Raw genomic sequence first — 20,325 nt, forward strand, 5'->3', positions numbered from 1 at the left:
CGCCTCGGAGCGGCTGGACGAGGGCGGGGACCGGGAGCTCGCCGAGCGCCGCCACCTGACCTACTACCGCGAGCTGGCCCGCCTCGCCGACCCCGCGCTGCGGGGCGGGCGGCAGACCGAGGCCCTCGCGCGGTTCGGCGCCGAGTACGGCAACCTCCGCACCGCGCTGAGCCGGGCGGTCGCGGCGGGCGACGAGCACGAGGCGCTCGTCCTCGTCCACTCCCTGCTCTGGTACTGGACCATGCGCGACCTGCGCGCCGACGCCCTGTACTGGTCCGAGGCGGTCGCCGCCCTCGGGCCCGACCCGTTCGGACCCGACGCCGGGCCCGTCGTACCGCTGCACGCGTCCGTCACCGCCGGGCCGCCGCCGCTCTCCGAGGACCAGTTGTGGGAGGCGCGGCGCGGGGTGCGGCTGATCGAACTCCTCAACATGGACCACGAGACGGGACGGTGGACCACTCCCGAGGGGATCGCCCGGCTGCGGCGGATCAACGAGGTGTATCCGCCGGGGCTGCCGCAGACCTGCCGGCTGCCCGGCTCCTTCGCCGTCTTCGCCGTCCTGCTCATCGCCGAACCCGGCCGCATGGGCGAGGCCCTGGACACCCACGTCGCCGCCTGCCGCCGCTACGGCTACGAATGGGACCTCGGCAACGCCCTGCAACTGCGCGCCAACCTGCTCGCCAACCGGGCCGACCTGGCCGCGCAGGCCGCCGCCGACGCCGAGGAGAGCCTGGGGATCTTCGTCCGGCTCGACGACGCCTGGGGCGCGGCCGAGGCACTGTCCTCGCGGGCCGAGGCGCGGGAGCGGCGGCTTGAGTTCCACAGCGCCGCCGAGGACTTCGCCGCCGCCATCGACTACGCGCGGCGGGTCGGCGCCCAGTCCCAGATGGCGCTGCTGCGCGCCCGCTACGCCGACATGCTGATCGAGACGGGGCGGCCCGAGGAGGCCGAGAAGATCCTTCGGGCGGTGGTGGAAGGCGGGCACGGGCACGGGCACGAGCCGCTGCTGGCCGCCCGGATCTTCCTCGCCATGCTGCTCGGCCGCACCGGACGCGTCGACGAGGCCCGGGTGCTGCTGACGGAACTGCTCACCGATTTCCGTTCGCAGACCCTGTCCATCTTCGAGGGGTTCACCCTCGGCAGCCTGGCCTGGGTGGAGAACCTCGACCAGCGCTACGACGTCGCCTTCGAGCTCGCCAGGCGGGCCTACGAGCGGGCCACGGGTGCCCTGTCGCTGATGGTCGCCCCGCAGATGCCGTCGGCCCATCTGGTGACCGCCGCCTGGGCGCTCGCCGGGCTCGGCGGGCCCGGCGCCCGGACGGCGGCCGTGCTGCTCGGCGCGTCCGAGGCGCTGCGCCCGCCCGGGCACCTGTGCCCGCCGATCGAGCGGGAGAACACGGCGCGCGCCACCGGGCTGGCGCGGGACGCGCTCGGCGACCCGGCCGTCTTCGAGGCCGCGCACGCCGAGGGCGGCGGCCTCTCGTTGGAGGAGGCCGCCGCCCTGCTCGGACGCGCCGACGCGATCAACGGGCGCGCCGAGTCCTGAATCCCCCGGGAGTCAGGTCTTCTTGCGGAACTTGGACACCGCGAGCGGGGCCATGACCAGGGTGAGGCCGGCCGCCCAGGCGAGGGTCATCCACACCGAGTGGGCGACGGGGCCGCCGTTGATCAGGCCGCGGGCGGCGTCGGCGAGGTTGGAGAGCGGGTTGTACTCGGTGAAGCCCTGGAGCCAGCCGGGCATGGTGGTCGGCGGGGCGAAGATCGAGGAACCGAACTGGAGGGGCATCAGCACCAGCATCGCCATCCCTTGGACGGCCTGGGCCGTCTTCATGGTGAGACCGAGCAGGATGAAGATCCACATCAGGGCGGCGCCGAAGACGGCGGACAGGCCGATCGCGGCGAACAGGTGGAGCACCGAGGTGTGGATCTGCAGGCCGAGCAGGAAGCCCATGCCCAGCAGGATCGCGGTGGCGATCAGCATGCGGCCGAGCTCGACGACTATCTTCGCGATGAGGACCGAGGAGCGGGCGATCGGCATGGTCCGGAACCGGTCCATGACGCCCTTCTTGAAGTCGTCGTTGATGCCGGTGCCGACGCCCATCGCGATGTTCATGCCCATCATGGCCATCAGGCCGGGCACCACGTAGTTCACGTACTCCGCGTTGTTGCCCTTGCCGGCGATGGCGCCGCCGAAGACGTACACGAAGAGCAGCACGAAGATGATCGGCATCAGGACGGCGTCGAACATCGACTCCGGGTCCTGCTTGATCTGGAGGGCGTTGCGCCGGACCAGGGCGCCGATGTGGCGCAGGTTGGCCCGCAGGCCGATGCGGCCGTCGGCGGCGCCGGGGGTCCGGGGGGCCGGGGCCGGGGTCTTGGCGGGGGACTGGGACAGGGTCGTGGTGCTCACGCGGCGACCTCCTGGCTGAGCGTGTCGGTGGCGGCGTCGGTGCCGGACGTCTTCTGTCCGGTGATGGCGAGGAACACCTCGTCGAGGCTCGGCAGGTGGGTGCCGATGTGGGCGATGCCGAAGCCGCGGGCGCCGAGCAGGCCGACGACGGCGGTGAGCTGCTCGTCGCTGAGGATCGGCACGTACAGCACGCCCTCGTCGGGCACCACGGTCGCGCCGGCGATCCCGTCGAGGCCGCTCTCGCGCAGCGCCGCCGCCATGGCGGCCAGGTCGGCCGGGTCGGCCGGGCGGACCTTGAGGGTGCGGCCGCCGACCCGGGCCTTCAGCTCGTCGACGCCGCCGCGGGCGATGACCCGGCCGCGGTCGATGACGGTCAGCTCGCTCGCGAGCTGCTCCGCCTCCTCCATGTACTGGGTGGTGAGCAGGACGGTGGCGCCCTCGGCGACCATCCGCTGGACCTCGTCCCAGACCTCGTTGCGGGTGCGGGGGTCGAGGCCGGTGGTCGGCTCGTCCAGGTAGAGCACGGCCGGGCGGCCGATCATGGAGGCGGCCAGGTCGAGGCGGCGGCGCATGCCGCCGGAGTAGTTCATCGCGGGGCGCTTGGCGGCCTCGGTGAGCGAGAAGCGCTCCAGGAGCTCGTCGGCGCGGGCCCGGGCGTCCTTGCGGGAGAGGTCGAGCAGCCGCCCGATCATGTACAGGTTCTCCCAGCCGGACAGCTTCTCGTCGACCGAGGCGTACTGGCCGGTGAGACCTATGGTGCGGCGGAGCTGGCGGGGCTGGCGCACCACGTCGTAGCCGGCGACGACGGCGGTGCCGGCGTCGGGGGCGATGAGGGTGGAGAGGCAGCGTACGAGGGTGGTCTTCCCGGCGCCGTTGGGGCCGAGGACCCCGAGGACGGTGCCCTCGCGCACGTCCAGGTCGACCCCGTCGAGGGCCTTCGTCTCGCCGAAGTGCTTCACGAGGCCCCGGACCTCGACGGCGTTGGTGTGTGATCGCGTCATGTCCACCATGGAACACGCCGCCACCGACAACGCGCCGACAGCCGACCGACAGCCCCGCCTGCACGCGCCGACAGCGGCCGACAGCCCGCCGACGGGGGACGGTCGGCGGGCTGTCGTTGTTACCGGGAGGGTCCGGTGCGCCTAGTGGAAGGTGTGCTCCTCGGCGGGGAACGCCCCGCCGGAGACGTCCTCGGCGAAGGCGCGGGCGGCGTCGCCGAGCGTCTCGCGGAGGTTGGCGTACTGCTTGGTGAAGCGCGGCACCTTGCCGCCGGTGAGCCCGGCCATGTCGGTCCAGACGAGGACCTGGGCGTCCGTGTCGGGGCCGGCGCCGATGCCGATGGTGGGGATGTGCAGCGAGCGGGTGACCTCGGCGGCCAGCTCGGCCGGGACGAGCTCCAGGACGACGGCGAAGGCGCCCGCGTCCTGCGCCGCCTTGGCGTCGCCGAGCAGCCGGTGGGCGGCCTCGTCGGAGCGGCCCTGCACCCGGTAGCCCATGGTGTTCACGGACTGGGGGGTGAGGCCCAGGTGGGACATGACGGGGATGCCGGCCTGGACGAGCAGCTCGGTCTGCGGCAGCGAGCGCTCGCCGCCCTCCAGCTTGATCGCGCCGACACCCGCGTCCTTGACCAGGCGGGTCGCGTTGCGCAGGGCCTGGACGGGGCCCTCCTGGTACGAGCCGAAGGGGAGGTCGCCGACGACGAGGGCGCGCGTGGTGCCCCGGACGACGGCGGCGGAGAGCAGGGTCATCTCGTCCATCGTGACGGGCACGGTGGTGTCGTAGCCGAGGTGGCAGTTGCCCATCGAGTCGCCGACGAGGATCACCGGGATGCCGGCCTCGTCGAAGACGGACGCGGTCATGGCGTCGTAGGCGGTGAGCATGGGCCACTTCTCGCCGCGGGTCTTGGCGGCGGCGATGTCGTGGACGGTGAGGCGGCGGGTGCCCTTCCCCCCGTACAGCGCCTTGCCGCTGTCGGCGGGCGGTTTCTGGGCAGCCTGAAGCGTCATGGTGAACGGCTCCTTTTGTCATCTCGAGGCGCCCTGTGGCGTCCCCGGACCATGTCCATGGTGGCACTTCGCCGGGCGGGCGGGGAAGTGGGGCGCAGTGGCGCTGTTCACACCGCCGCAACGTAAAGACTTCTCCAGCGCTATCGATACGAGACGGTCTCGTATCGAAAAGGGTCTAGGGTGGACGTCATGTCTCAGCCGTCCCCTGAACTCACCGTGCCCCGCATACCCGAGGCCGTCCACCGCCGCCGCTGGGCGATCCTGGGCGTGCTCATGCTCAGCCTGCTGATCGTGGTCCTCGACAACTCGATCCTGAACGTCGCCGTCAAGACGATCGCCAGCCCCGCGCCCACCGGCATCGGCGCCACCCAGAGCGAGCTGGAGTGGGCGATCAACTCCTACACGCTCGTCTTCGCCGGCCTCCTCTTCACCTCCGGCCTGCTCGGCGACCGGCTCGGCCGCAAGAAGGTGCTGCTCTTCGGCATCACCGTCTTCGGCATCGCCTCCGCCCTCGCCGCGCTCTCCGCCTCCCCGGGCGAGCTCATCGCCTACCGCGCCCTCATGGGCCTCGGCGCCGCCTTCGTCATGCCGGCCACCCTCGCCGTCCTCATGAACGTCTTCGAGCGCGACGAGCAGCCCAAGGCCATCGGCATCTGGGCCGGCAGCGTCGGCCTCGCCATCGCCATCGGCCCCATCACCGGCGGCGTCCTCCTGGAGCACTTCTGGTGGGGCTCGATCTTCCTGGTCAACGTGCCCGTCGTGATCCTCGCGCTCGCCCTCATGGCCTGGCTCGTGCCCGACTCCAAGGACCCCAAGCCCGGCCGGATCGACCTGCCCGGCGTGCTGCTCTCCGTCCTCGGCCTGGTCCTGCTGGTGTACGGCATCATCCGCGGCGGCGAGCTGGCCAGCGTCACCGACGTCACCGTGCTGCTGCCCACGCTGGCCGGACTCGCGATCCTGGCCGCCTTCGTCCTGTACGAGAAGCGCAGCGACCACCCGGCGCTCGACATCTCCTACTTCCGCAAGCCCGCCTTCTCGGCCGCCGTCGCCGCCATCGCGCTGGTCTTCTTCGCCCTGCTCGGCGTGACCTTCTTCTCCGCCTTCTACCTGCAGAGCGTCCGGGGCTACAGCGCCCTGGAGTCCGGCCTGCTGATCCTGCCGCTGGCCATCGCCCAGATGCTCTTCGCACCGCGCGCCCGGCTCGTCGTCGACCGCTTCGGCGCCAAGGCCGTGTGCACCGCCGGCATGCTCGCCGTCGCCGTGGGCCTGGGGGCCTTCGCCTTCTTCGACGCCGGCACCCCGGTCTGGGTCATGGAGCTCGTCTTCTTCGTGCAGGGCGCCGGCATGGCGCACATCATGCCGCCGGTCACCGTCGCCGTGATGCAGGCGCTGCCCCGCGAGAAGGCCGGCTCCGGCTCGGCCATCAACAACACCTTCCGCCAGGTCGGCGGCGCGCTCGGCGTGGCCGTGCTCGGCTCCGTCCTGTCCTCCACCTACCGAGGCGGCATCGAGGGCCACCTCGGCGCCGTCCCGCCCGGCCTGCGCGACGCGGCGGGCGAGTCCATCGAGGCCACCCTGGCCGTCGCGGCGAAGCTCGGCCCGGCCGGGCGCGAACTCGTCGCCCCCGCGTACGACGCCTTCCTCGACGCCATGCACGTCACCGCCATCGGCTCCGCCGCCGTCGCCCTCATCGGCGCCGTCGTCGTGGCCCTCTTCCTGCCCGGCCGCACCCCCGCCGCCCCGGCCGGACCCGCCGCCGTTCCCGGCAGCCGCGCGGAGGCGGGAGAATCGGTGACGAGGTGACGAGAGACGGCGGCGGTGGCCCAGGGGCCCGTACGGAGAGGTGAGGCGGACGTGACGCAGCAGAACGACGGGCCCCGGGCGGCGCCCGCCGACGACTGCCCCGGCGGTGCCCGGCGCGGGCGGCCCCGCAGCGAGGCGGCCGAGCAGGCGATCTTCGAGGCGGCGATCGGGCTGCTGGAGGCCGGCACCCCGCTCACCGAGCTGTCCATCGAGAAGATCGCCCGCACCGCCGGGGTCGGCAAGGCCACCATCTACCGCCGCTGGCCCGGCAAGGAGGAGCTCTTCGTCGACCTGCTGCGCTCCGTCGAACCCCCGGACCCGGTGCTGCCCGGCGTCTCCGTCCGCGACGACCTCGTCGCCCTCCTGGAGTCGATCCGGCGCCGGGGGCTCGCCAAGCGGAACTCGGCCCTGCTGCACAACGTGTTCTCGCAGATGCAGGCGTATCCCAAGCTGTGGGATGCGTACCACCAGACCGTCATCGAGCCCCGCCGCCGCCTCGGCCTCGACGTCGTACGGCGCGGGATGGCGCTCGGCGAGATCCGCGCCGACCTCGACCTGGAGCTCGTCAACGACCTCCTCACCGGCCCGCTGCTGCTGCGCACCGTCATCCGCCCCGGCTCCACCCTCGAACCCGGCCTCGCGGAACAGGTCGTCGACGCCGTCATGGAAGGGCTCCGCCCGCGCTCCTGACCCCCGGGGACGAGTCGTACGAATGTGCGCGTTCTGTCACAGCGGAACGCCTCGCACCGCTCTCAGGAACCCGCCACGCGGCTGTGTCGTCCCTCGGGGAGTACGACCGAACCGGAATCGCCTAGGGTCGAGTCCGGGTCGCGGAGCAAGGCAGTGAGGACGGCAGCGATGACGCGGGTGGACATGACGGAGACCGAGAGCGGCGGCGCGCCGCGCGACGAGCACCGCTCCTCCCGGTTCGCCGGCCGTCTGCGGGCCCTGCGCGGCGACCGCGGCATCTGGCGCCGAGGCGTCCTCCTCGCCCTGTGCGCCGTGCTGCTGACGCTCCTGATGGTCTTCCACTCCGACATCCCCAACCGGATCGGCAACCTCGGCAGCCTCACCGAGACCTTCCTGCCCTGGCTCGGCCTCTTCGTGCCGCTGCTGCTCGTCCTCGCCCTGCTGCGCCGCTCGGCGACGGCCCTGATCGCCCTGCTGCTCCCGGCCCTCGTCTGGGTCAACCTCTTCGGCGGGCTGATCGTCGACAAGTCGGAGCCCGGCGAGGGCCTCACCGTGCTGAGCCACAACGTCAACGCCGACAACCCCGACCCCGAGGGCACGGCCCGTCAGATCGCCGCCTCCGGCGCGGACGTGGTGGCCCTGGAGGAGCTCAAGGGCGACATGGTGCCGACCTACGAGCGGGGACTGGCCGACACCTACCGCTACCACTCGGTCCAGGGCACCGTCGGCCTGTGGAGCCGCTACCCGCTGCGGAACCCGAAGCCGGTCGACATCCGGATGGGCTGGACCCGCGCCATGCGGGCCACCGTCGTCGCCCCCGCCGGGGAGGTGTCCGTCTACGTGGCCCACCTCCCCTCCGTACGGGTCAAGCTGAACGCGGGCTTCACCGCCAACCAGCGCGACAACAGCGCCAACGCCCTCGGCGAGGCCCTCTCCCACGACCCGATCCAGCGGATCGTGCTGCTCGGCGACCTCAACGGCACCATGAACGACCGCTCGCTCAACGCGGTCACCTCGCAGCTGCGTTCCACCCAGGGCGCGGCCGGCGACGGCTTCGGCTTCAGCTGGCCGGCGTCCTTCCCGATGGCCCGGATCGACCAGATCATGGTCAAGGGCGTGGAGCCGCTGGCCTCCTGGACCCTCCCGGCGACCGGCAGCGACCACCTGCCGGTCGTGGCCCGCGTCCGGCTCTGAACCGGGGCCGCGTCAGGAGCGGCTCTCCCGCCAGCGGTTGGTGACCGGCAGCCGCCGGTCCTTGCCGAAGCCCTTCGCGGAGATCTTGGTGCCCGGCGGGTACTGGCGCCGCTTGTACTCCGCCGTGTCCACCATCCGCAGCGTCCGGGCCACCAGCTCCTCGTCGAAGCCGGCCGCCACGATCTCGTCCTTGCCCCGGTCCCGGTCCACGTACAGCTCCAGGATCCGGTCCAGCACCCCGTAGTCCGGCAGCGAGTCCGTGTCCACCTGGTCCGGGCGCAGTTCGGCGCTCGGCGGCTTGCCGATCGAGTTCTCCGGGATCGGCGGCACCTGCCCGCGCTCCTCGGCGGCCCGGTTGCGCCAGCGGGCGAGCCGGAAGACGTCCGACTTGTAGACGTCCTTGATGGGCCCGTACGCGCCGACGGAGTCGCCGTACAGCGTCGAATAGCCCACCGCCAGCTCGGACTTGTTGCCCGGCGCGAGGACCAGGTGGCCCTCCTGGTTGGAGAGCGCCATCAGCAGCGTGCCGCGCAGGCGCGACTGCAGGTTCTCCTCGGCGAGGCCGGTCAGCCCCAGCGAGCCCATGTAGGCGTCGAACATCGGCTCGATGGAGACGGTCCGGAAGGAGAGCCCGGTGCGGCGGGCCAGTTCGGCGGCGTCGGCGCGCGAGTGGTCCGAGGAGTACTTCGAGGGCATCGACACCCCGTGCACGTTCGCCGCGCCGACCGCGTCGCAGGCGATCGCGGCGACCAGCGCCGAGTCGATGCCGCCGGACAGGCCGACCAGCACCGAGCGGAAGCCGTTCTTGGCGACGTACGCCCGCAGGCCCACGACCAGCGCCGAGTAGACCTCCTCGTCGTCGTCGAGCCGCTCCGCGTAACCGCCCGTCACCTCCGGCTCGTACCCGGGCAGCGGGTCGCCGGAGAGGACCACCCGGTCGATCCGCAGCCCGTCGTCGACGACCCCCTCGGGGGCGTCCGGGAGCGCGGCGGGCAGCTCCAGGTCCAGGACCACGCTGCCCTCGGCGAACTGCGGGGCACGCGCGATCACCTCGCCGGCCGCGTCGACGACGATCGAGTCGCCGTCGAAGACCAGCTCGTCCTGGCCGCCGGTGCTGGCCAGGTAGGCGGTGACGCAGCCGGCCTCCCGGGCGCGGGCGCGGACCAGTTCGAGCCGGGTGTCGTCCTTGTTCCGCTCGTACGGGGAGGCGTTGACCGACAGCAGCAGTCCGGCGCGGGCGCTGCGGGCCGCCGGGACCCGGCCGCCCTCCTGCCACAGGTCCTCGCAGATCGCGAGGGCGACGTCGACGCCGTGGACGCGCAGCACGGGCAGGGTGTCGCCGGGCACGAAGTAGCGGTACTCGTCGAAGACGCCGTAGTTGGGCAGGTGGTGCTTGGCGAAGCGCAGCACCGCCTCGCCCCGGTACAGCACCGCGGCGGCGTTCTCCGGGGAGCCGGCCGGGCGGCCGAGCCGGGGCCGGTCGCGCGCGGAGCGGTCCAGGTAGCCGACGACGACCGGCAGCTCGCCGAGGCCCTCGTCGGCGAGCCGCCGCCCGAGCGCCCGCAGGGCGTCCCGGGAGGCCTCGACGAACGAGGGGCGCAGCGCCAGGTCCTCGACGGGGTAGCCGGTCAGCACCATCTCGGGGAAGGCGGCGAGGTGCGCCCCCTGGGTGGCGGCGTGCCGGGTCCAGCGGACGACGGCCTCGGCGTTCCCGGCGAGATCGCCGACCGTCGAGTCGATCTGATTCAGGGCGAGGCGTAGTTGAGGCACGCCCCCACTCTAATCGTCAATTCGACGCTATGTCCTGGCGGGCACGAAAAAAGGGGGGCGCCGGGCGCCCCCCTCATGCCCGCCCGGCGGGTCCTCGCGCCTACTTGGTGGGCCCGGTCCAGACCGCGGAGTCGTGCTCCAGCATGCTCGGGGCGAGCTCGACCTGGAGCTCGCCGGCGGCGGCGGGGGCCAGGCCGAAGGTGAAGTCGGCCTTGGCCTGCTTGCCGGGGAGCACCTTGCCCTCGAAGGGCTTGGTGGCGTTGCTGCCGTCGAAGACCATCTCGGCGGCGGCGCCGTCGGCGCCCTTCGCGTTCGGCAGGGCGGTGGTGACGTCGAGCGGGGCCTTGCCGCCGTTGACGATGGTGATGGTCACCTGGAAGGCCTTGTTGCCCTTGGTGAAGCCGGCGGCGAAGGCGTCGGGCTTGTGGGCGCGCGGCGTGGAGACGGTGACCTTGACGCCGTCGTCGTACGTGTAGGTCTCGCCGAGCTTCAGCGCGCCGGGGGCCTTGTCGGCCGGGGCGTCGGGGGTGGCGTCGGCGCTGGGGGTGGCGTCCGCGCCGGAGCCGGCGGAGGAGCCGGCCGACGCGGAGGCGCCGGTCTCCTTCTTCAGCTCGTCGGCGACGTCCTTGACCGCGATGGTGACGATGATCGTCCACACGATCGCGACGACGATCGACAGCGCGCCGAGCACCAGACCGGTGACGGCCTGGCCCTTGTTGGTCGCGAGGCCCTTGCCGGCGCGGGACATGCCGACGATGCCGAAGATCAGGGCCAGCAGGCCGAGGAGGCCGCCCAGCCAGAAGAGGAAGGGGATGATGGCGAAGATCAGGCCCACGATGCCGAGCACCAGTGCCGTGGTGCCGAGCCCGTTGCGGGGCTGGGCCGGGGGCTGGGTGCCCGGCGGGCCCCAGGGCTGCTGGCCGGGGGGATACGTGGGCATGGTCATGCGCTGTCCTTCACGGGTCCGGGGCAGGGCAAGGCCGCCCCACCCCTGAGGCCATGACCGTAGACCAGCCGGTTGTGGAGAGACCACTTGATGTGTGAACGAGATGTGTTCGTGATCCACGGCGGGGTGAAATGGCCCGCTTGAGGACCTTCGGCACCCCGGCCGGGGCCTTCGGCGCCCCGTTCCCCCGACATGCGAAGCCGCCCGGCTCCGCTGATCATGGCCCCATGACGACCACCGACGAGCCGGCCGAGCCGTCCGGGAACACCGGCGTGGCCGACGCGGAGCCCCGCCAGGACGACGGCACCCGACGCCAGTTCATCTCCTGGCTGACCCTCGCCTTCATGACCACCGCGTCCGTCGCCTCGCTGCGGCCCTCGCCGTCCATGGCGATCTACGGCCTCGCGGCGATCTTCCTCTACCTGCTGCCCGCCCTCGTCTTCCTGCTGCCCACCGCCCTGGTCGGCGCCGAGCTGGCGTCCGGCTGGGAGGGCGGCATCTACCGCTGGGTCAGCGAGGCGCTCGGCAAACCGCTCGGCTTCCTCGCCGTGTGGTGCCAGTTCGCCATGACGATCGCCTACTACCCGAGCCTGCTCGCCTACGTGGCCTCGACCTTCGCGTACGTCATCGACCCCTCCCTCGCGGAGAACGGCCTCTACGTCGCCATCGTCATCGTCGTCGTCTACTGGTCCGGGGTCTGGATCTCCGCGTACGGGACGAAGACGATCGCGGGCCTGTCGTCCTTCGGCCTGATCGTCGGCACCCTCATCCCCGGCGTCCTGCTCGTCACCCTCGGCATCGTCTTCCTCGGCCAGGGCAACCCCTCCGCGCAGCCCATGAGCCCCGACCACTGGCTGCCCCCGTGGACCGGCCTCGCCAGCCTGGTCCTCATCGTCAACAACTTCCTCTCCTACGCGGGCATGGAGATGAACGGCGTCCACGTCTCCTCGCTGCGCGAGCCCAAGCGCGAGTACCCGAAGTCGATGTTCCTGGCGACCGGCCTCGTCCTGCTGATCTTCATCCTTCCGGCCCTGGCCATCGCCTGGGTGATGCCGTCCGAGCAGCTCAGCCTGACCGCCGGGCTCATGCAGGCGTTCCAGGCGTTCTTCGACCACTTCTCGATCGGCTGGATGACCAAGGTCGTCGGCGTCATGCTCGTCTGCGCCGCCCTCGGCGGCATGCTCACCTGGCTCTCCGGACCCGCCAAGGGCCTCGTCCTGCTCTCCCGGCAGGAGGGCTACCTGCCGCCCGCCTTCCAGAAGTTCAACAAGGCCGGCGCCCCGATGAACATCATGGTCGCCCAGGGCGTGATCACCACCCTGATCGGCATCCTCTACGCCTTCAGCGACGACGTCTCCAGCGCGTACTGGATGTTCTCCGTGATCACCGTGCAGATCTACCTCATCGCCTACCTGCTGATGTTCGTCGCCGTCGTCAAGCTCCGCGGGACCCGCCCCGAGGTCGAGCGCGGCTTCCGGGTCCCCGCCGTCGCCTGGGTCGCCGGCATCGGCTTCGTCGCCTCCGTCGCCGCCCTCGCCATCGGCTTCGTGCCGCCGGACCAGTTCGGCGACCAGCCGCTGTGGCGCTACCTCCTGATCGTCGGCGGCGGCCTGCTCGTACTCGGCCTGCTCATCCCCGGCGCCCTGCTCAAATACCGCAAGCCAGGCTGGATCCACCCGGAACACCGGGAACCATCCGGCACCCCCTGACGTAGGACGAGTGTGTCCAGGAAAGCCCCGCGTGCCGCCGCCGTCCTCCTCGCGCTCGGCGCGCTCGCGTACACCGCGTGGGTCCTTGAGGTCGTCGTCCAGACCGGGCTCGACCCCGTCCGGACCTACGTCTCCGAGCTGGCCGCCGCCGACCAGCCGCTCGGCGGCCTCTTCCGCGCCACCGACCTCGTCGCCGGGCTGCTCGTCCTCGCGGGCGCGCTGACCGGCCTCGCGGCCACCGGCTGGCACGGCCGGGCGGGCGGCGCCGGGACCTCCTGGGCCCGCCGCGAGCCGGGCCGCCGCCGCCCCTGGCTGCTGCTGGGCTGGCTCGCCCTCGCCCTGTTCGGGGCCGCCACCGCCGTCGACTCCCGGCTGCCGCTGAGCTGCGCGCCCACCGCCGACCCCGAGTGCGCGGCCCGCGAGACCGCCGGACTCGTCCCCGCCACCCACACCGCCCACGCCGTCAGCTCCAGCCTCGCCATGGCCGGCGCGCTGACCGGCATAGTGGCCCTCACCGTCGCCGCCCGCCGCTACGGCCTGTGGCGCCCGCTGGCCCGCACCGGCCCGGTCCTCGTCGTCCTCGAATTCGCCGCCACCGCCTGGACCCTCGCCGCGATCGCCGCCTTCGAGGCGGGCAAGGGCCTGTGGTCCCTGGGCGCCGGCCAGCGCCTCCAGATCGCCCTGATCGCGCTCTGGCTGGCGGTCCTGGCCTGGTCGGTCCACCGCGAGACCCGCACCGCCCGGACCGCCGCCCCGGACGAGGACCCGCCCGGGCAGGCGGTACGGGCCCGGGGCGGGCGCCCGTGACCCGGGAGCCCGGCGCGCGGGCGGGGCGGCGCGAGGGCCCGCCGGAGCCCGCGACCGCCTCCGCCCCGGTCCCCGGCCCCGGGGGCCCCGCGCCCGCACCCGCACCGGGCCCCGCACCCGCACCGGGCCCCGCCCACGCGCCCCGCCCGGTGGCGGGCCCCGCCCCCGCCCCCCGCTTCGTCCGGGTCGGCGGCGTCCCTCACCACGTCGTCGTCGAGGGAGCCGGGCCCGTCTGCGTACTCGCCGCCGGGCTCGGACTGAGCTGGTTCGACTGGGAGCCGGTCGTCCCGCTGCTCGCCCCGCACCGCACCGTCGTCCGCTTCGACCGCCCCGGCCACGGCCTCTCCGCCCCCGCCGCCGGGCCCGCCACCGCCGCGGGCGAGGCCGGCCGGATCGCCGGAATCCTCGACGCCCTGCGGCTGCCCGGGCCCGCCACCGTCGTCGGCCACTCCATCGCCGGCTTCCACGCCGAGGCCTTCGCACGGCTGCACCCGGCCCGTACCGCCGCCCTCGTCCTCGTCGACTCCTCCGTGGAGGAGCGCCCCCACGCCTCCCGCACCGCCCCGGCCCGCGCCCGCGTGCTCGGCGCGCTGCTGTCCGCCGCCGGGGTCCCGGCCGCCCTCGGACCGCTCGCCCGCAGGCTGTCCGTACGGCACGACCCGGCCCCGCCCGCCCTCGTCCGCCGCGTCTACCGCACCTCGCGGGTCTTCCGCGGCGCCCTCGACGAGAACGCCCGCTACGGCGCCGTCGCCGCCGAGCTCCTCGCCCTGCGCGCCTGCGCCCCGCTGCCGCCGGGCCTGCCCGTCACCGTGCTCGCCGCGCCCGACGGCTCCGCCCGCTGGGAGCGCCGCCAGCGCACGCTGGCCCGACGGCTCGGCGCCCGCTACGAGGCGGCCGAGCCGTCGGGCCATCTGGTGATGCTGGACCGCCCGGACGCCGTGGCCCGGGCGGTGCTGGGGGACGGGAGCTGAGCGGCCCGGGGCGGCTCAGGAGGCCGCGTACACGCTCGCGCAGAACGCCTTCAGCTGCTCGTCCGTCAGCCGCTGCGCCAGATCCGCCTCGCTGATCATGCCGACCAGCCGCTTGTTCTCGATGACGGGCAGCCGCCGGATCTGATGGCTCTGCATCTCCTCCAGGACCGCGCCGACGTCGGCGCCCGAGTCGATCCAGCGGGGGGTGCCCTTCGCCATCTCACCGCAGGTGATCTTGGCGGGGTCGTGGCCCATGGCCACACAGCCCACGACGATGTCGCGGTCCGTGATGATCCCGGTGAGCCGTTCGTTCTGGTCGGCGATGGGCAGGGCGCCCACGTTCAGTTCGCGCATCAGCTGCGCGGCACGGTCGAGCGTCTCGTGTGCGGGGATCCACTGGGCCCCCGGATGCATGATGTCCTTCGCCGTGGTCATGGGGCGCGTACCTTTCGTCGAACGCCTGACGTCGGACGCAGGCGTGCGTACGGGGTCCCCGAGCACCCCCATTGTCCGGGCGCGACGCGGCCCCCGCGACCGCTGGGGTCACGGGGGCCGGCGCATCGGCACAGGGGGCGGCGGTCAGGCGCCGCGCTCCTTGAGCATGTCCGCCATCAGCTTGATCTCGGACTCCTGGGCGTCGACCATGCCCTGGGCCAGGTCCCGCTCGACGCCGGGCACGCAGCGCTCCACACAGCCCTGGGCCATGTGGATGCCGCCCTTGTGGTGCGCGGTCATCAGCTTCAGGTACAGCACCTCGGCGTCCCGCCCGGAGGCCTTCCGCAGCCGGTCCAGGTCGGCGCGGGTGGCCATGCCCGGCATGAGCTCGCCGTCCTCGCCGCCCGAGGCCATCGAGCCCATGCCCATCCAGGTCATCGGCTCCACGCCGGACTGCACCTTCGGCAGCCCCCACATGTCGAGCCAGCCCAGCATCATGCCGCGCTGGTTGGCCTGGGTGTTGGCGATGTCGTACGCGAGCCGGCGCACCGCCTCGTCCTCGGTGCGGTCGCGGACGATGAAGGACATCTCGACGGCCTGCTGGTGGTGGACCGACATGTCACGGGCGAAGCCCGCGTCCGCCGACTCCGCCGTGGGCGTGCCCGGCGTCTTGTCGCGGTCCGCGGAGGCGACGGTGACCGCGCCCCCGGCGAAGAGCAGGGCCAGGACCACGGCGGTGACGGACGCCCACTGCGTCCGGTTCAGCTTCACTGGCCCATCCCAGCGCCGCCCTGGCCGTCCGCGCCCACGCCGCCGGTGCAGGCGGCGCCCGGCTCGGGGGTCTGCGGCCCGCCCACGTACTTGGTGAAGAAGGCGTCGACCCGGGGGTCGCTCGCCCCGTCCACGGTGACCTGCTTGCCCCAGGCGCTCAGCATGATCGCGCCGGCCTGGTCGTCGACCGGGCTCATCAGCGAGTACGGGGTCTTCTTGACCTTCGCGCTCAGCTTCTCGACGTCGGCGGGGGAGGCCTTCTTGTTGTACGTCACCCAGACGGCCCCGTGCTCCAGCGAGTGCACCGCGTTGGTGTCGTTGACGGACTTGTCGTAGACGTCGCCGTTGCAGTTCTGCCAGACGGGGTTGTGGTCTCCGCCGACCGGCGGCTTCATGTCGTACTTCACCGGGGTGGTGACGTGGTTGCGGCCCAGCTTCTTGGCGTCCCAGGACTTCTCGTCCTTGATGGGCGCCTTCGCGGCGGCCTCCTGCTGGTCCTGCTCCTTGTTCTCCTTGGTGATCACCCAGCCGCCGAAGCCGACGAGGCTGAGCACGACGACGCTGGAGAGACCGATGGTCAGGAGACGGTTGCGGCGCTCACGGGCCTGCTCGGCGCGGCGCAGCTCGGCTATCTTCGCGCGGCGGTCGGCGGTGGTGGAGCGGTTCGCGGCCATGGTGGTGTCGTCCTTCTCGGAAGTTCGGAAGTGAAAGAAGAAATGCGAACGAACTGAGGGGGATAACCCGGCCGGTTACGTCCGCAGGACCTGAAGGACGTGGAGGTCCGGCGCACGGGCCCGGGCGCCGGGGCTGGGCGCCGGGCCGGAGTGGTGCGGCGCGCCGGGGCGCGGGGGCCGTCCCTCCGGGTGCAGCGGAGCCGCCGGCGGCGGGGCGCTGAGCACCGCGGGGGAGAGGGCCGGGAAGAGGGAGCAGCCGGCCGGGTCGTAGGGGCAGACGAACTGCTCGACGACCGAGGTGTGGTGCCGCGCGGCCCGCTCGTGCCCGTCGAAGGGGCCGCCGCCGACGGTCTCGCCGACCCCCAGACAGAGGAAGAGCGCGCCGACGAGCGTCGCCACGGCACTCGCCAGTGCCAGGGGACGCGCGTGTCGCGGCGGGCCGATGAGCCGGGAGGCTCCCATGGGCGCCGATCGTAGTGGTTGAAGGCGGTCCTTGGGCCGGACGGGGTACCAGTCGGTACCGGAAAGATGCCTGACCGGCGCCGCTTTCCGGCCGCTTCCCCGTTACCTCGGTCACGGCGGAGCAGGCACTATGGGGGTGCAACGTGCACGAAACCATGTGGTGGGATGCTCAGGTGCCCCCGATGTGCCCGAGGCGGTGGCAGCAGGCGGCCTGACCAGCGAGGATGGGTGTGGAAATGGACAAGCAGCAGGAATTCGTGCTCCGTACGCTAGAGGAGCGCGACATCCGTTTCGTGCGTCTGTGGTTCACCGACGTGCTGGGCTTCCTGAAGTCGGTGGCCGTGGCACCGGCCGAGCTTGAGCAGGCCTTCGACGAGGGCATCGGCTTCGACGGCTCGGCGATCGAGGGCTTCGCCCGGGTATACGAATCGGACATGATCGCCAAGCCGGACCCGGGCACCTTCCAGATCCTGCCCTGGCGCGCGGAGGCCCCCGGCACGGCCCGGATGTTCTGCGACATCCTGATGCCCGACGGCTCGCCGTCCTTCGCGGACCCGCGCTACGTCCTGAAGCGGGCCCTCGCGAAGACCTCGGACCTGGGCTTCACCTTCTACACCCACCCCGAGATCGAGTTCTTCCTCCTGAAGGACAAGCCGCTGGACGGCACCCGCCCCACTCCGGCCGACAACTCCGGCTATTTCGACCACACCCCGCAGAACGTGGGCATGGACTTCCGCCGCCAGGCCATCACCATGCTCGAATCGATGGGCATCTCGGTCGAGTTCTCCCACCACGAGGGCGCGCCGGGCCAGCAGGAGATCGACCTGCGCTACGCGGACGCGCTGTCCACGGCGGACAACATCATGACCTTCCGCCTGGTCATGAAGCAGGTCGCGCTCGAACAGGGCGTCCAGGCCACGTTCATGCCGAAGCCGTTCTCCGACTACCCGGGCTCCGGGATGCACACCCACCTCTCCCTCTTCGAGGGCGACCGCAACGCGTTCTACGAGTCGGGCTCCGAGTACCAGCTCTCCAAGGTGGGCCGCTCCTTCATCGCGGGCCTGCTGAAGCACGCCGGCGAGATCTCGGCCGTGACGAACCAGTGGGTCAACTCCTACAAGCGCATCTGGGGCGGCTCGGGCCGCACCGCGGGCTCCGGCGGCGAGGCCCCCGCGTACATCTGCTGGGGCCACAACAACCGCTCCGCGCTGATCCGCGTCCCGATGTACAAGCCGGGCAAGATGGGCTCCTCACGCGTCGAGGTCCGCTCCATCGACTCGGGCGCCAACCCCTACCTGACCTACGCGGTCCTCCTCGCGGCGGGCCTCAAGGGCATCGAGGAGGGCTACGAACTCCCGGCCGGCGCCGACGACGACGTCTGGGCCCTGAGCGACGCCGAACGCCGCGCGATGGGCATCGAGCCCCTCCCGCAGAACCTGGGCGAGGCCATCGCCCTGATGGAGCGCAGCGAACTGGTCGCGGAGACCCTCGGCGAGCACGTCTTCGACTTCTTCCTCCGCAACAAGAAGCAGGAGTGGGAGGAGTACCGCAGCGAGGTCACCGCCTTCGAGCTGCGGAAGAACCTGCCGGTGCTGTAGGCGCGGGCCGGACGGCGGGCGCTGTCCGGACCACCGGTCCTCGGCCCGCCCGGACGCGCTCACGCGTCCGGGTGGGCCGATCGCCGTTTCCCGGGCGTCCAACACCCCAGTGAGGAGTGCCCTTTCGTCTGCCCTCGCGTGTCTTGTGTCCCGACGGCGGGGGGTCGCAGAGTGAGTCGCTCATGCCGAGCCATCCGAGAGGGGACGCCTTGCACCAGCACGAGCGCGCGCACACGGAATCGACCGGGGCGCCCGCCAGGGCACCGCGGCGATCGGCCCCGACCGGTGACCTGCCGCGGGGAACGGCCGGCCCCCTGAGCCCGTCGGCGGTGACCGCCCTACAGCGCACGGCGGGCAACGCCGCGACGACGCGCGCGCTGGCGGCCTACCGCGGTCACCCGCCACATGACACGGACCTGACCGTCCAGCGCGTCGAGAACGAGACCGCCGACGGGGGCGCCGCGGTCGGTACGGCGGAGACGCAGACCGTTGCCGAGGGCGAGGTCAAGAGAGTCGGCCCGGGCGGCACGATCGTCTATCCCTCGGTCACGAGCTGCCTGGCCATCACCGTCTACCTCCGGGACGGCGGCAAGGTCGGCGGTCATGCCAGTCTGTTCAGGGTGGAAGGTCGCATGTACTCGGACCAGATCCTGCCGGCGATCAAGGCACAGGTGGGCAGGAGCAAGGTGGAGAGGATCGACGTCAGTGGTGCCGTCTCGTCGTGGAACCCCGCGTACTTGAAGACCGCCATCGAGAGGTCCGCCTCGCCTCCGGCGCAGACGAACGACCCGGCCGGCATCCGCCAGGCCGTGGCCAAAGGCTTGGGCCGACAGGAGAGGAAAGTCTCCGTGCGGGAGGCTCCGGACGGCGATCTGACCAGATGAGGGGGCGAGCGGCTGTCGTCTTCCGACCGTCGGCGCGGGGGTGATCGGGCCATCGGTCACCAAACCCGTTGCGTCCGGCTCCGGGCTGGCCGAGACTGCGTCCAATGACTGAGATCACGATCATCGAGACCGAGCGCCTGCTCCTGCACCCGCTCTCCTTCGGCGACGCCCAGCGCATCGTCGACGCCCGTCCCGCCGAAGGCGAGCGGTGGGCGCCCGGGTATCCCGGACTCGGTGACGTCCGCAGCGCCCGCGCCTTCCTCGACGGCATCGCCGAGCGCGGCGACCCGGGGGCCTACCGGCCGTACGCGATCCGGCTCGCCGCCGACGGGCTTGTCATCGGCGGCATCGGCTTCCACCGGCCGCCCGGCCCCGACGGCGTCGTCACCATCGGCTACGGGCTGGTCCCGGACCACCGCGGCCACGGTTACGCCAGCGAGTCGCTGCGCGCGCTGATCGGCCGGGCCCGCGAGGCCGGCGCGAGCGCCGTGCGCGGCGACGCGGACCTCGCCAACGTCCCCTCCCAGCGGGTGATGGAGGCCGCCGGCATGGCGTACGAGGGAGAGGACGAGACGGTGCGGAACTACCGGATCGTCTTCGGCGGCGCGGACACCCCCTAGGGCCGGTCGTCACAGTCCCGTCGTCGCCCGGAGGCAGACGGGAGTGTGACGACAGGCCCTAGCGGTCCGACAGCTCCGACGGGGCCTCCTGGACCACCCAGCCGTTGCCGTCCGGGTCCTCGAAGGTCATGAAGGAGTTCCAGGTCTCCCCCTTGCCCTCCTCCCAGCCCGTCGCCCCCACGTGCCTCACCGGCGACACCTCCACACCGGCCGCCACCAGCGCGGCCCGGGCACCCTCGATGTCCGTGACGCAGAACTGGAGGCCGTGCAGGGTGCCCGGGGCCATCTCCCGGGCGCCCGGGAACGGCGGCATCCCCTGGATCAGCGTCAGCGAACAGCGCGAACCCGGAGGGGTGATCTGGACGATCCGGATGCCCGGCGCCACCTCCTGGTCCAGGTCCACCGCGAAGCCGCACCTCCCGGCGTAGAACTCCTTGGCCCGGTCCACATCGGCGACGGGCACGGGCACGACTTCCAGGGTCCAGTTCACGATCAAGGCTCCTCGCTCGGCTGCGGTCGGCCCCACCACCCTGTACGAAGATCTCCCGCCACGCACCTCGGAACACCAACCCGGC

20 protein-coding genes are annotated in these 20,325 nt (G+C 72.4%); 10 read left to right on the forward strand and 10 right to left on the reverse strand.

The genetic code is table 11. The annotated features are described in order from the left end of the window. The coding region (locus tag ACZ6J5_RS12420) for a tetratricopeptide repeat protein (RefSeq protein WP_469390559.1) at positions 1-1,546 on the forward strand (1,546 nt) is incomplete at its 5' end. A gap of 12 nt (positions 1,547-1,558) precedes the next feature. Here the strand turns inward: ACZ6J5_RS12420 and ACZ6J5_RS12425 are convergent. The 3 genes from ACZ6J5_RS12425 to panB all read right to left on the reverse strand — a co-directional run bounded on the left by ACZ6J5_RS12425 (position 1,559) and on the right by panB (position 4,416). Next, complete coding sequence (locus tag ACZ6J5_RS12425) at positions 1,559-2,410, reverse strand: ABC transporter permease (protein WP_469390561.1); 852 nt, start codon at positions 2,408-2,410, stop codon at positions 1,559-1,561. Further along, complete coding sequence (locus ACZ6J5_RS12430) at positions 2,407-3,420, reverse strand: ATP-binding cassette domain-containing protein (RefSeq protein WP_469390562.1); 1,014 nt, start codon at positions 3,418-3,420, stop codon at positions 2,407-2,409. Before ACZ6J5_RS12430 ends, ACZ6J5_RS12425 begins: the two co-directional genes overlap by 4 nt. Positions 3,421-3,552: 132 nt before the next feature. Further along, complete coding sequence (gene panB / locus ACZ6J5_RS12435) at positions 3,553-4,416, reverse strand: 3-methyl-2-oxobutanoate hydroxymethyltransferase (RefSeq protein ID WP_469390564.1); 864 nt, start codon at positions 4,414-4,416, stop codon at positions 3,553-3,555. A gap of 189 nt (positions 4,417-4,605) precedes the next feature. Between panB and ACZ6J5_RS12440 the strand changes: the two genes are divergently transcribed. From ACZ6J5_RS12440 to ACZ6J5_RS12450, 3 genes are all read left to right on the forward strand, one after another. Then, a complete protein-coding gene (locus tag ACZ6J5_RS12440) occupies positions 4,606-6,219 on the forward strand; it encodes an MFS transporter (protein ID WP_469390566.1) in 1,614 nt (537 codons plus the stop codon). 51 nt (positions 6,220-6,270) lie between these two features. Then, on the forward strand, positions 6,271-6,909 hold the full coding sequence (locus ACZ6J5_RS12445) for a TetR/AcrR family transcriptional regulator (protein WP_469390568.1): 639 nt from the start codon (positions 6,271-6,273) through the stop codon (positions 6,907-6,909). A gap of 168 nt (positions 6,910-7,077) precedes the next feature. After that, complete coding sequence (locus tag ACZ6J5_RS12450) at positions 7,078-8,103, forward strand: endonuclease/exonuclease/phosphatase family protein (RefSeq protein ID WP_469390570.1); 1,026 nt, start codon at positions 7,078-7,080, stop codon at positions 8,101-8,103. Positions 8,104-8,115: 12 nt separating this feature from the next. Here ACZ6J5_RS12450 and ACZ6J5_RS12455 read toward each other — a convergent pair whose 3' ends face one another. Beyond that, complete coding sequence (locus ACZ6J5_RS12455) at positions 8,116-9,873, reverse strand: NAD+ synthase (protein ID WP_469390571.1); 1,758 nt, start codon at positions 9,871-9,873, stop codon at positions 8,116-8,118. Positions 9,874-9,973: 100 nt separating this feature from the next. Further along, a complete protein-coding gene (locus tag ACZ6J5_RS12460) occupies positions 9,974-10,819 on the reverse strand; it encodes a DUF4190 domain-containing protein (RefSeq protein WP_469390573.1) in 846 nt (281 codons plus the stop codon). A 227-nt stretch (positions 10,820-11,046) separates the two neighbouring features. Between ACZ6J5_RS12460 and ACZ6J5_RS12465 the strand changes: the two genes are divergently transcribed. The 3 genes from ACZ6J5_RS12465 (at position 11,047) to ACZ6J5_RS12475 (ending at position 14,306) form a co-directional block, all read left to right on the forward strand. Further along, positions 11,047-12,528 (forward strand): APC family permease, encoded by a 1,482-nt coding sequence (locus ACZ6J5_RS12465; protein WP_469390575.1) that lies wholly within the window; start codon positions 11,047-11,049, stop codon positions 12,526-12,528. 12 nt (positions 12,529-12,540) lie between these two features. After that, entirely contained in the window at positions 12,541-13,335 is a 795-nt protein-coding gene (locus tag ACZ6J5_RS12470) for a DUF998 domain-containing protein (RefSeq protein WP_469390577.1), read from the forward strand. A gap of 149 nt (positions 13,336-13,484) precedes the next feature. After that, on the forward strand, positions 13,485-14,306 hold the full coding sequence (locus tag ACZ6J5_RS12475) for an alpha/beta fold hydrolase (protein ID WP_469391341.1): 822 nt from the start codon (positions 13,485-13,487) through the stop codon (positions 14,304-14,306). 15 nt (positions 14,307-14,321) lie between these two features. On the opposite strand, the gene ACZ6J5_RS12480 is transcribed toward ACZ6J5_RS12475, so the two are convergent. The 4 genes from ACZ6J5_RS12480 to ACZ6J5_RS12495 form a co-directional block, all read right to left on the reverse strand. Beyond that, positions 14,322-14,741: a CBS domain-containing protein gene (locus tag ACZ6J5_RS12480; RefSeq protein WP_469390579.1), complete on the reverse strand. Its 420-nt coding sequence runs from the start codon at positions 14,739-14,741 to the stop codon at positions 14,322-14,324. A 144-nt stretch (positions 14,742-14,885) separates the two neighbouring features. Beyond that, positions 14,886-15,506 (reverse strand): DUF305 domain-containing protein, encoded by a 621-nt coding sequence (locus ACZ6J5_RS12485; RefSeq protein WP_469391343.1) that lies wholly within the window; start codon positions 15,504-15,506, stop codon positions 14,886-14,888. A gap of 2 nt (positions 15,507-15,508) precedes the next feature. After that, entirely contained in the window at positions 15,509-16,186 is a 678-nt protein-coding gene (locus tag ACZ6J5_RS12490; RefSeq protein WP_469390580.1) for a DUF3105 domain-containing protein, read from the reverse strand. Positions 16,187-16,261: 75 nt separating this feature from the next. Beyond that, entirely contained in the window at positions 16,262-16,648 is a 387-nt protein-coding gene (locus tag ACZ6J5_RS12495; protein ID WP_469390582.1) for a hypothetical protein, read from the reverse strand. Positions 16,649-16,884: 236 nt separating this feature from the next. On the opposite strand from ACZ6J5_RS12495, the gene ACZ6J5_RS12500 reads away from it, so the two are divergent. The 3 genes from ACZ6J5_RS12500 to ACZ6J5_RS12510 all read left to right on the forward strand — a co-directional run bounded on the left by ACZ6J5_RS12500 (position 16,885) and on the right by ACZ6J5_RS12510 (position 19,750). Then, positions 16,885-18,246, forward strand: coding sequence for a glutamine synthetase family protein (locus ACZ6J5_RS12500; RefSeq protein ID WP_132915727.1), 1,362 nt, complete (start codon positions 16,885-16,887; stop codon positions 18,244-18,246). A gap of 329 nt (positions 18,247-18,575) precedes the next feature. After that, positions 18,576-19,130 carry a hypothetical protein gene (locus ACZ6J5_RS12505; protein ID WP_469390584.1) on the forward strand — a complete coding sequence of 185 codons (555 nt, stop codon included), beginning with the start codon at positions 18,576-18,578 and terminating at the stop codon, positions 19,128-19,130. 104 nt (positions 19,131-19,234) lie between these two features. Beyond that, complete coding sequence (locus ACZ6J5_RS12510; RefSeq protein WP_469390586.1) at positions 19,235-19,750, forward strand: GNAT family N-acetyltransferase; 516 nt, start codon at positions 19,235-19,237, stop codon at positions 19,748-19,750. Positions 19,751-19,808: 58 nt separating this feature from the next. On the opposite strand, the gene ACZ6J5_RS12515 is transcribed toward ACZ6J5_RS12510, so the two are convergent. Then, a complete protein-coding gene (locus ACZ6J5_RS12515) occupies positions 19,809-20,240 on the reverse strand; it encodes a VOC family protein (protein ID WP_469390588.1) in 432 nt (143 codons plus the stop codon). Positions 20,241-20,325: the final 85 nt, after the last annotated feature.

The sequence above is a fragment of the Streptomyces sp. NPDC042100 genome (assembly GCF_055582325.1).

Excerpts from the sequence above, each read along its gene's own strand:
- ACZ6J5_RS12430 (WP_469390562.1), bottom strand. The coding sequence starts at position 3,420 with ATGGTGGACATGACGCGATCACACACCAACGCCGTCGAGGTCCGGGGC.
- panB (WP_469390564.1), bottom strand. The coding sequence starts at position 4,416 with ATGACGCTTCAGGCTGCCCAGAAACCGCCCGCCGACAGCGGCAAGGCG.
- ACZ6J5_RS12440 (WP_469390566.1), top strand. The coding sequence starts at position 4,606 with ATGTCTCAGCCGTCCCCTGAACTCACCGTGCCCCGCATACCCGAGGCC.
- ACZ6J5_RS12450 (WP_469390570.1), top strand. The coding sequence starts at position 7,078 with ATGACGCGGGTGGACATGACGGAGACCGAGAGCGGCGGCGCGCCGCGC.
- ACZ6J5_RS12460 (WP_469390573.1), bottom strand. The coding sequence starts at position 10,819 with ATGACCATGCCCACGTATCCCCCCGGCCAGCAGCCCTGGGGCCCGCCG.
- ACZ6J5_RS12465 (WP_469390575.1), top strand. The coding sequence starts at position 11,047 with ATGACGACCACCGACGAGCCGGCCGAGCCGTCCGGGAACACCGGCGTG.
- ACZ6J5_RS12480 (WP_469390579.1), bottom strand. The coding sequence starts at position 14,741 with ATGACCACGGCGAAGGACATCATGCATCCGGGGGCCCAGTGGATCCCC.
- ACZ6J5_RS12490 (WP_469390580.1), bottom strand. The coding sequence starts at position 16,186 with ATGGCCGCGAACCGCTCCACCACCGCCGACCGCCGCGCGAAGATAGCC.
- ACZ6J5_RS12495 (WP_469390582.1), bottom strand. The coding sequence starts at position 16,648 with ATGGGAGCCTCCCGGCTCATCGGCCCGCCGCGACACGCGCGTCCCCTG.
- ACZ6J5_RS12500 (WP_132915727.1), top strand. The coding sequence starts at position 16,885 with ATGGACAAGCAGCAGGAATTCGTGCTCCGTACGCTAGAGGAGCGCGAC.
- ACZ6J5_RS12510 (WP_469390586.1), top strand. The coding sequence starts at position 19,235 with ATGACTGAGATCACGATCATCGAGACCGAGCGCCTGCTCCTGCACCCG.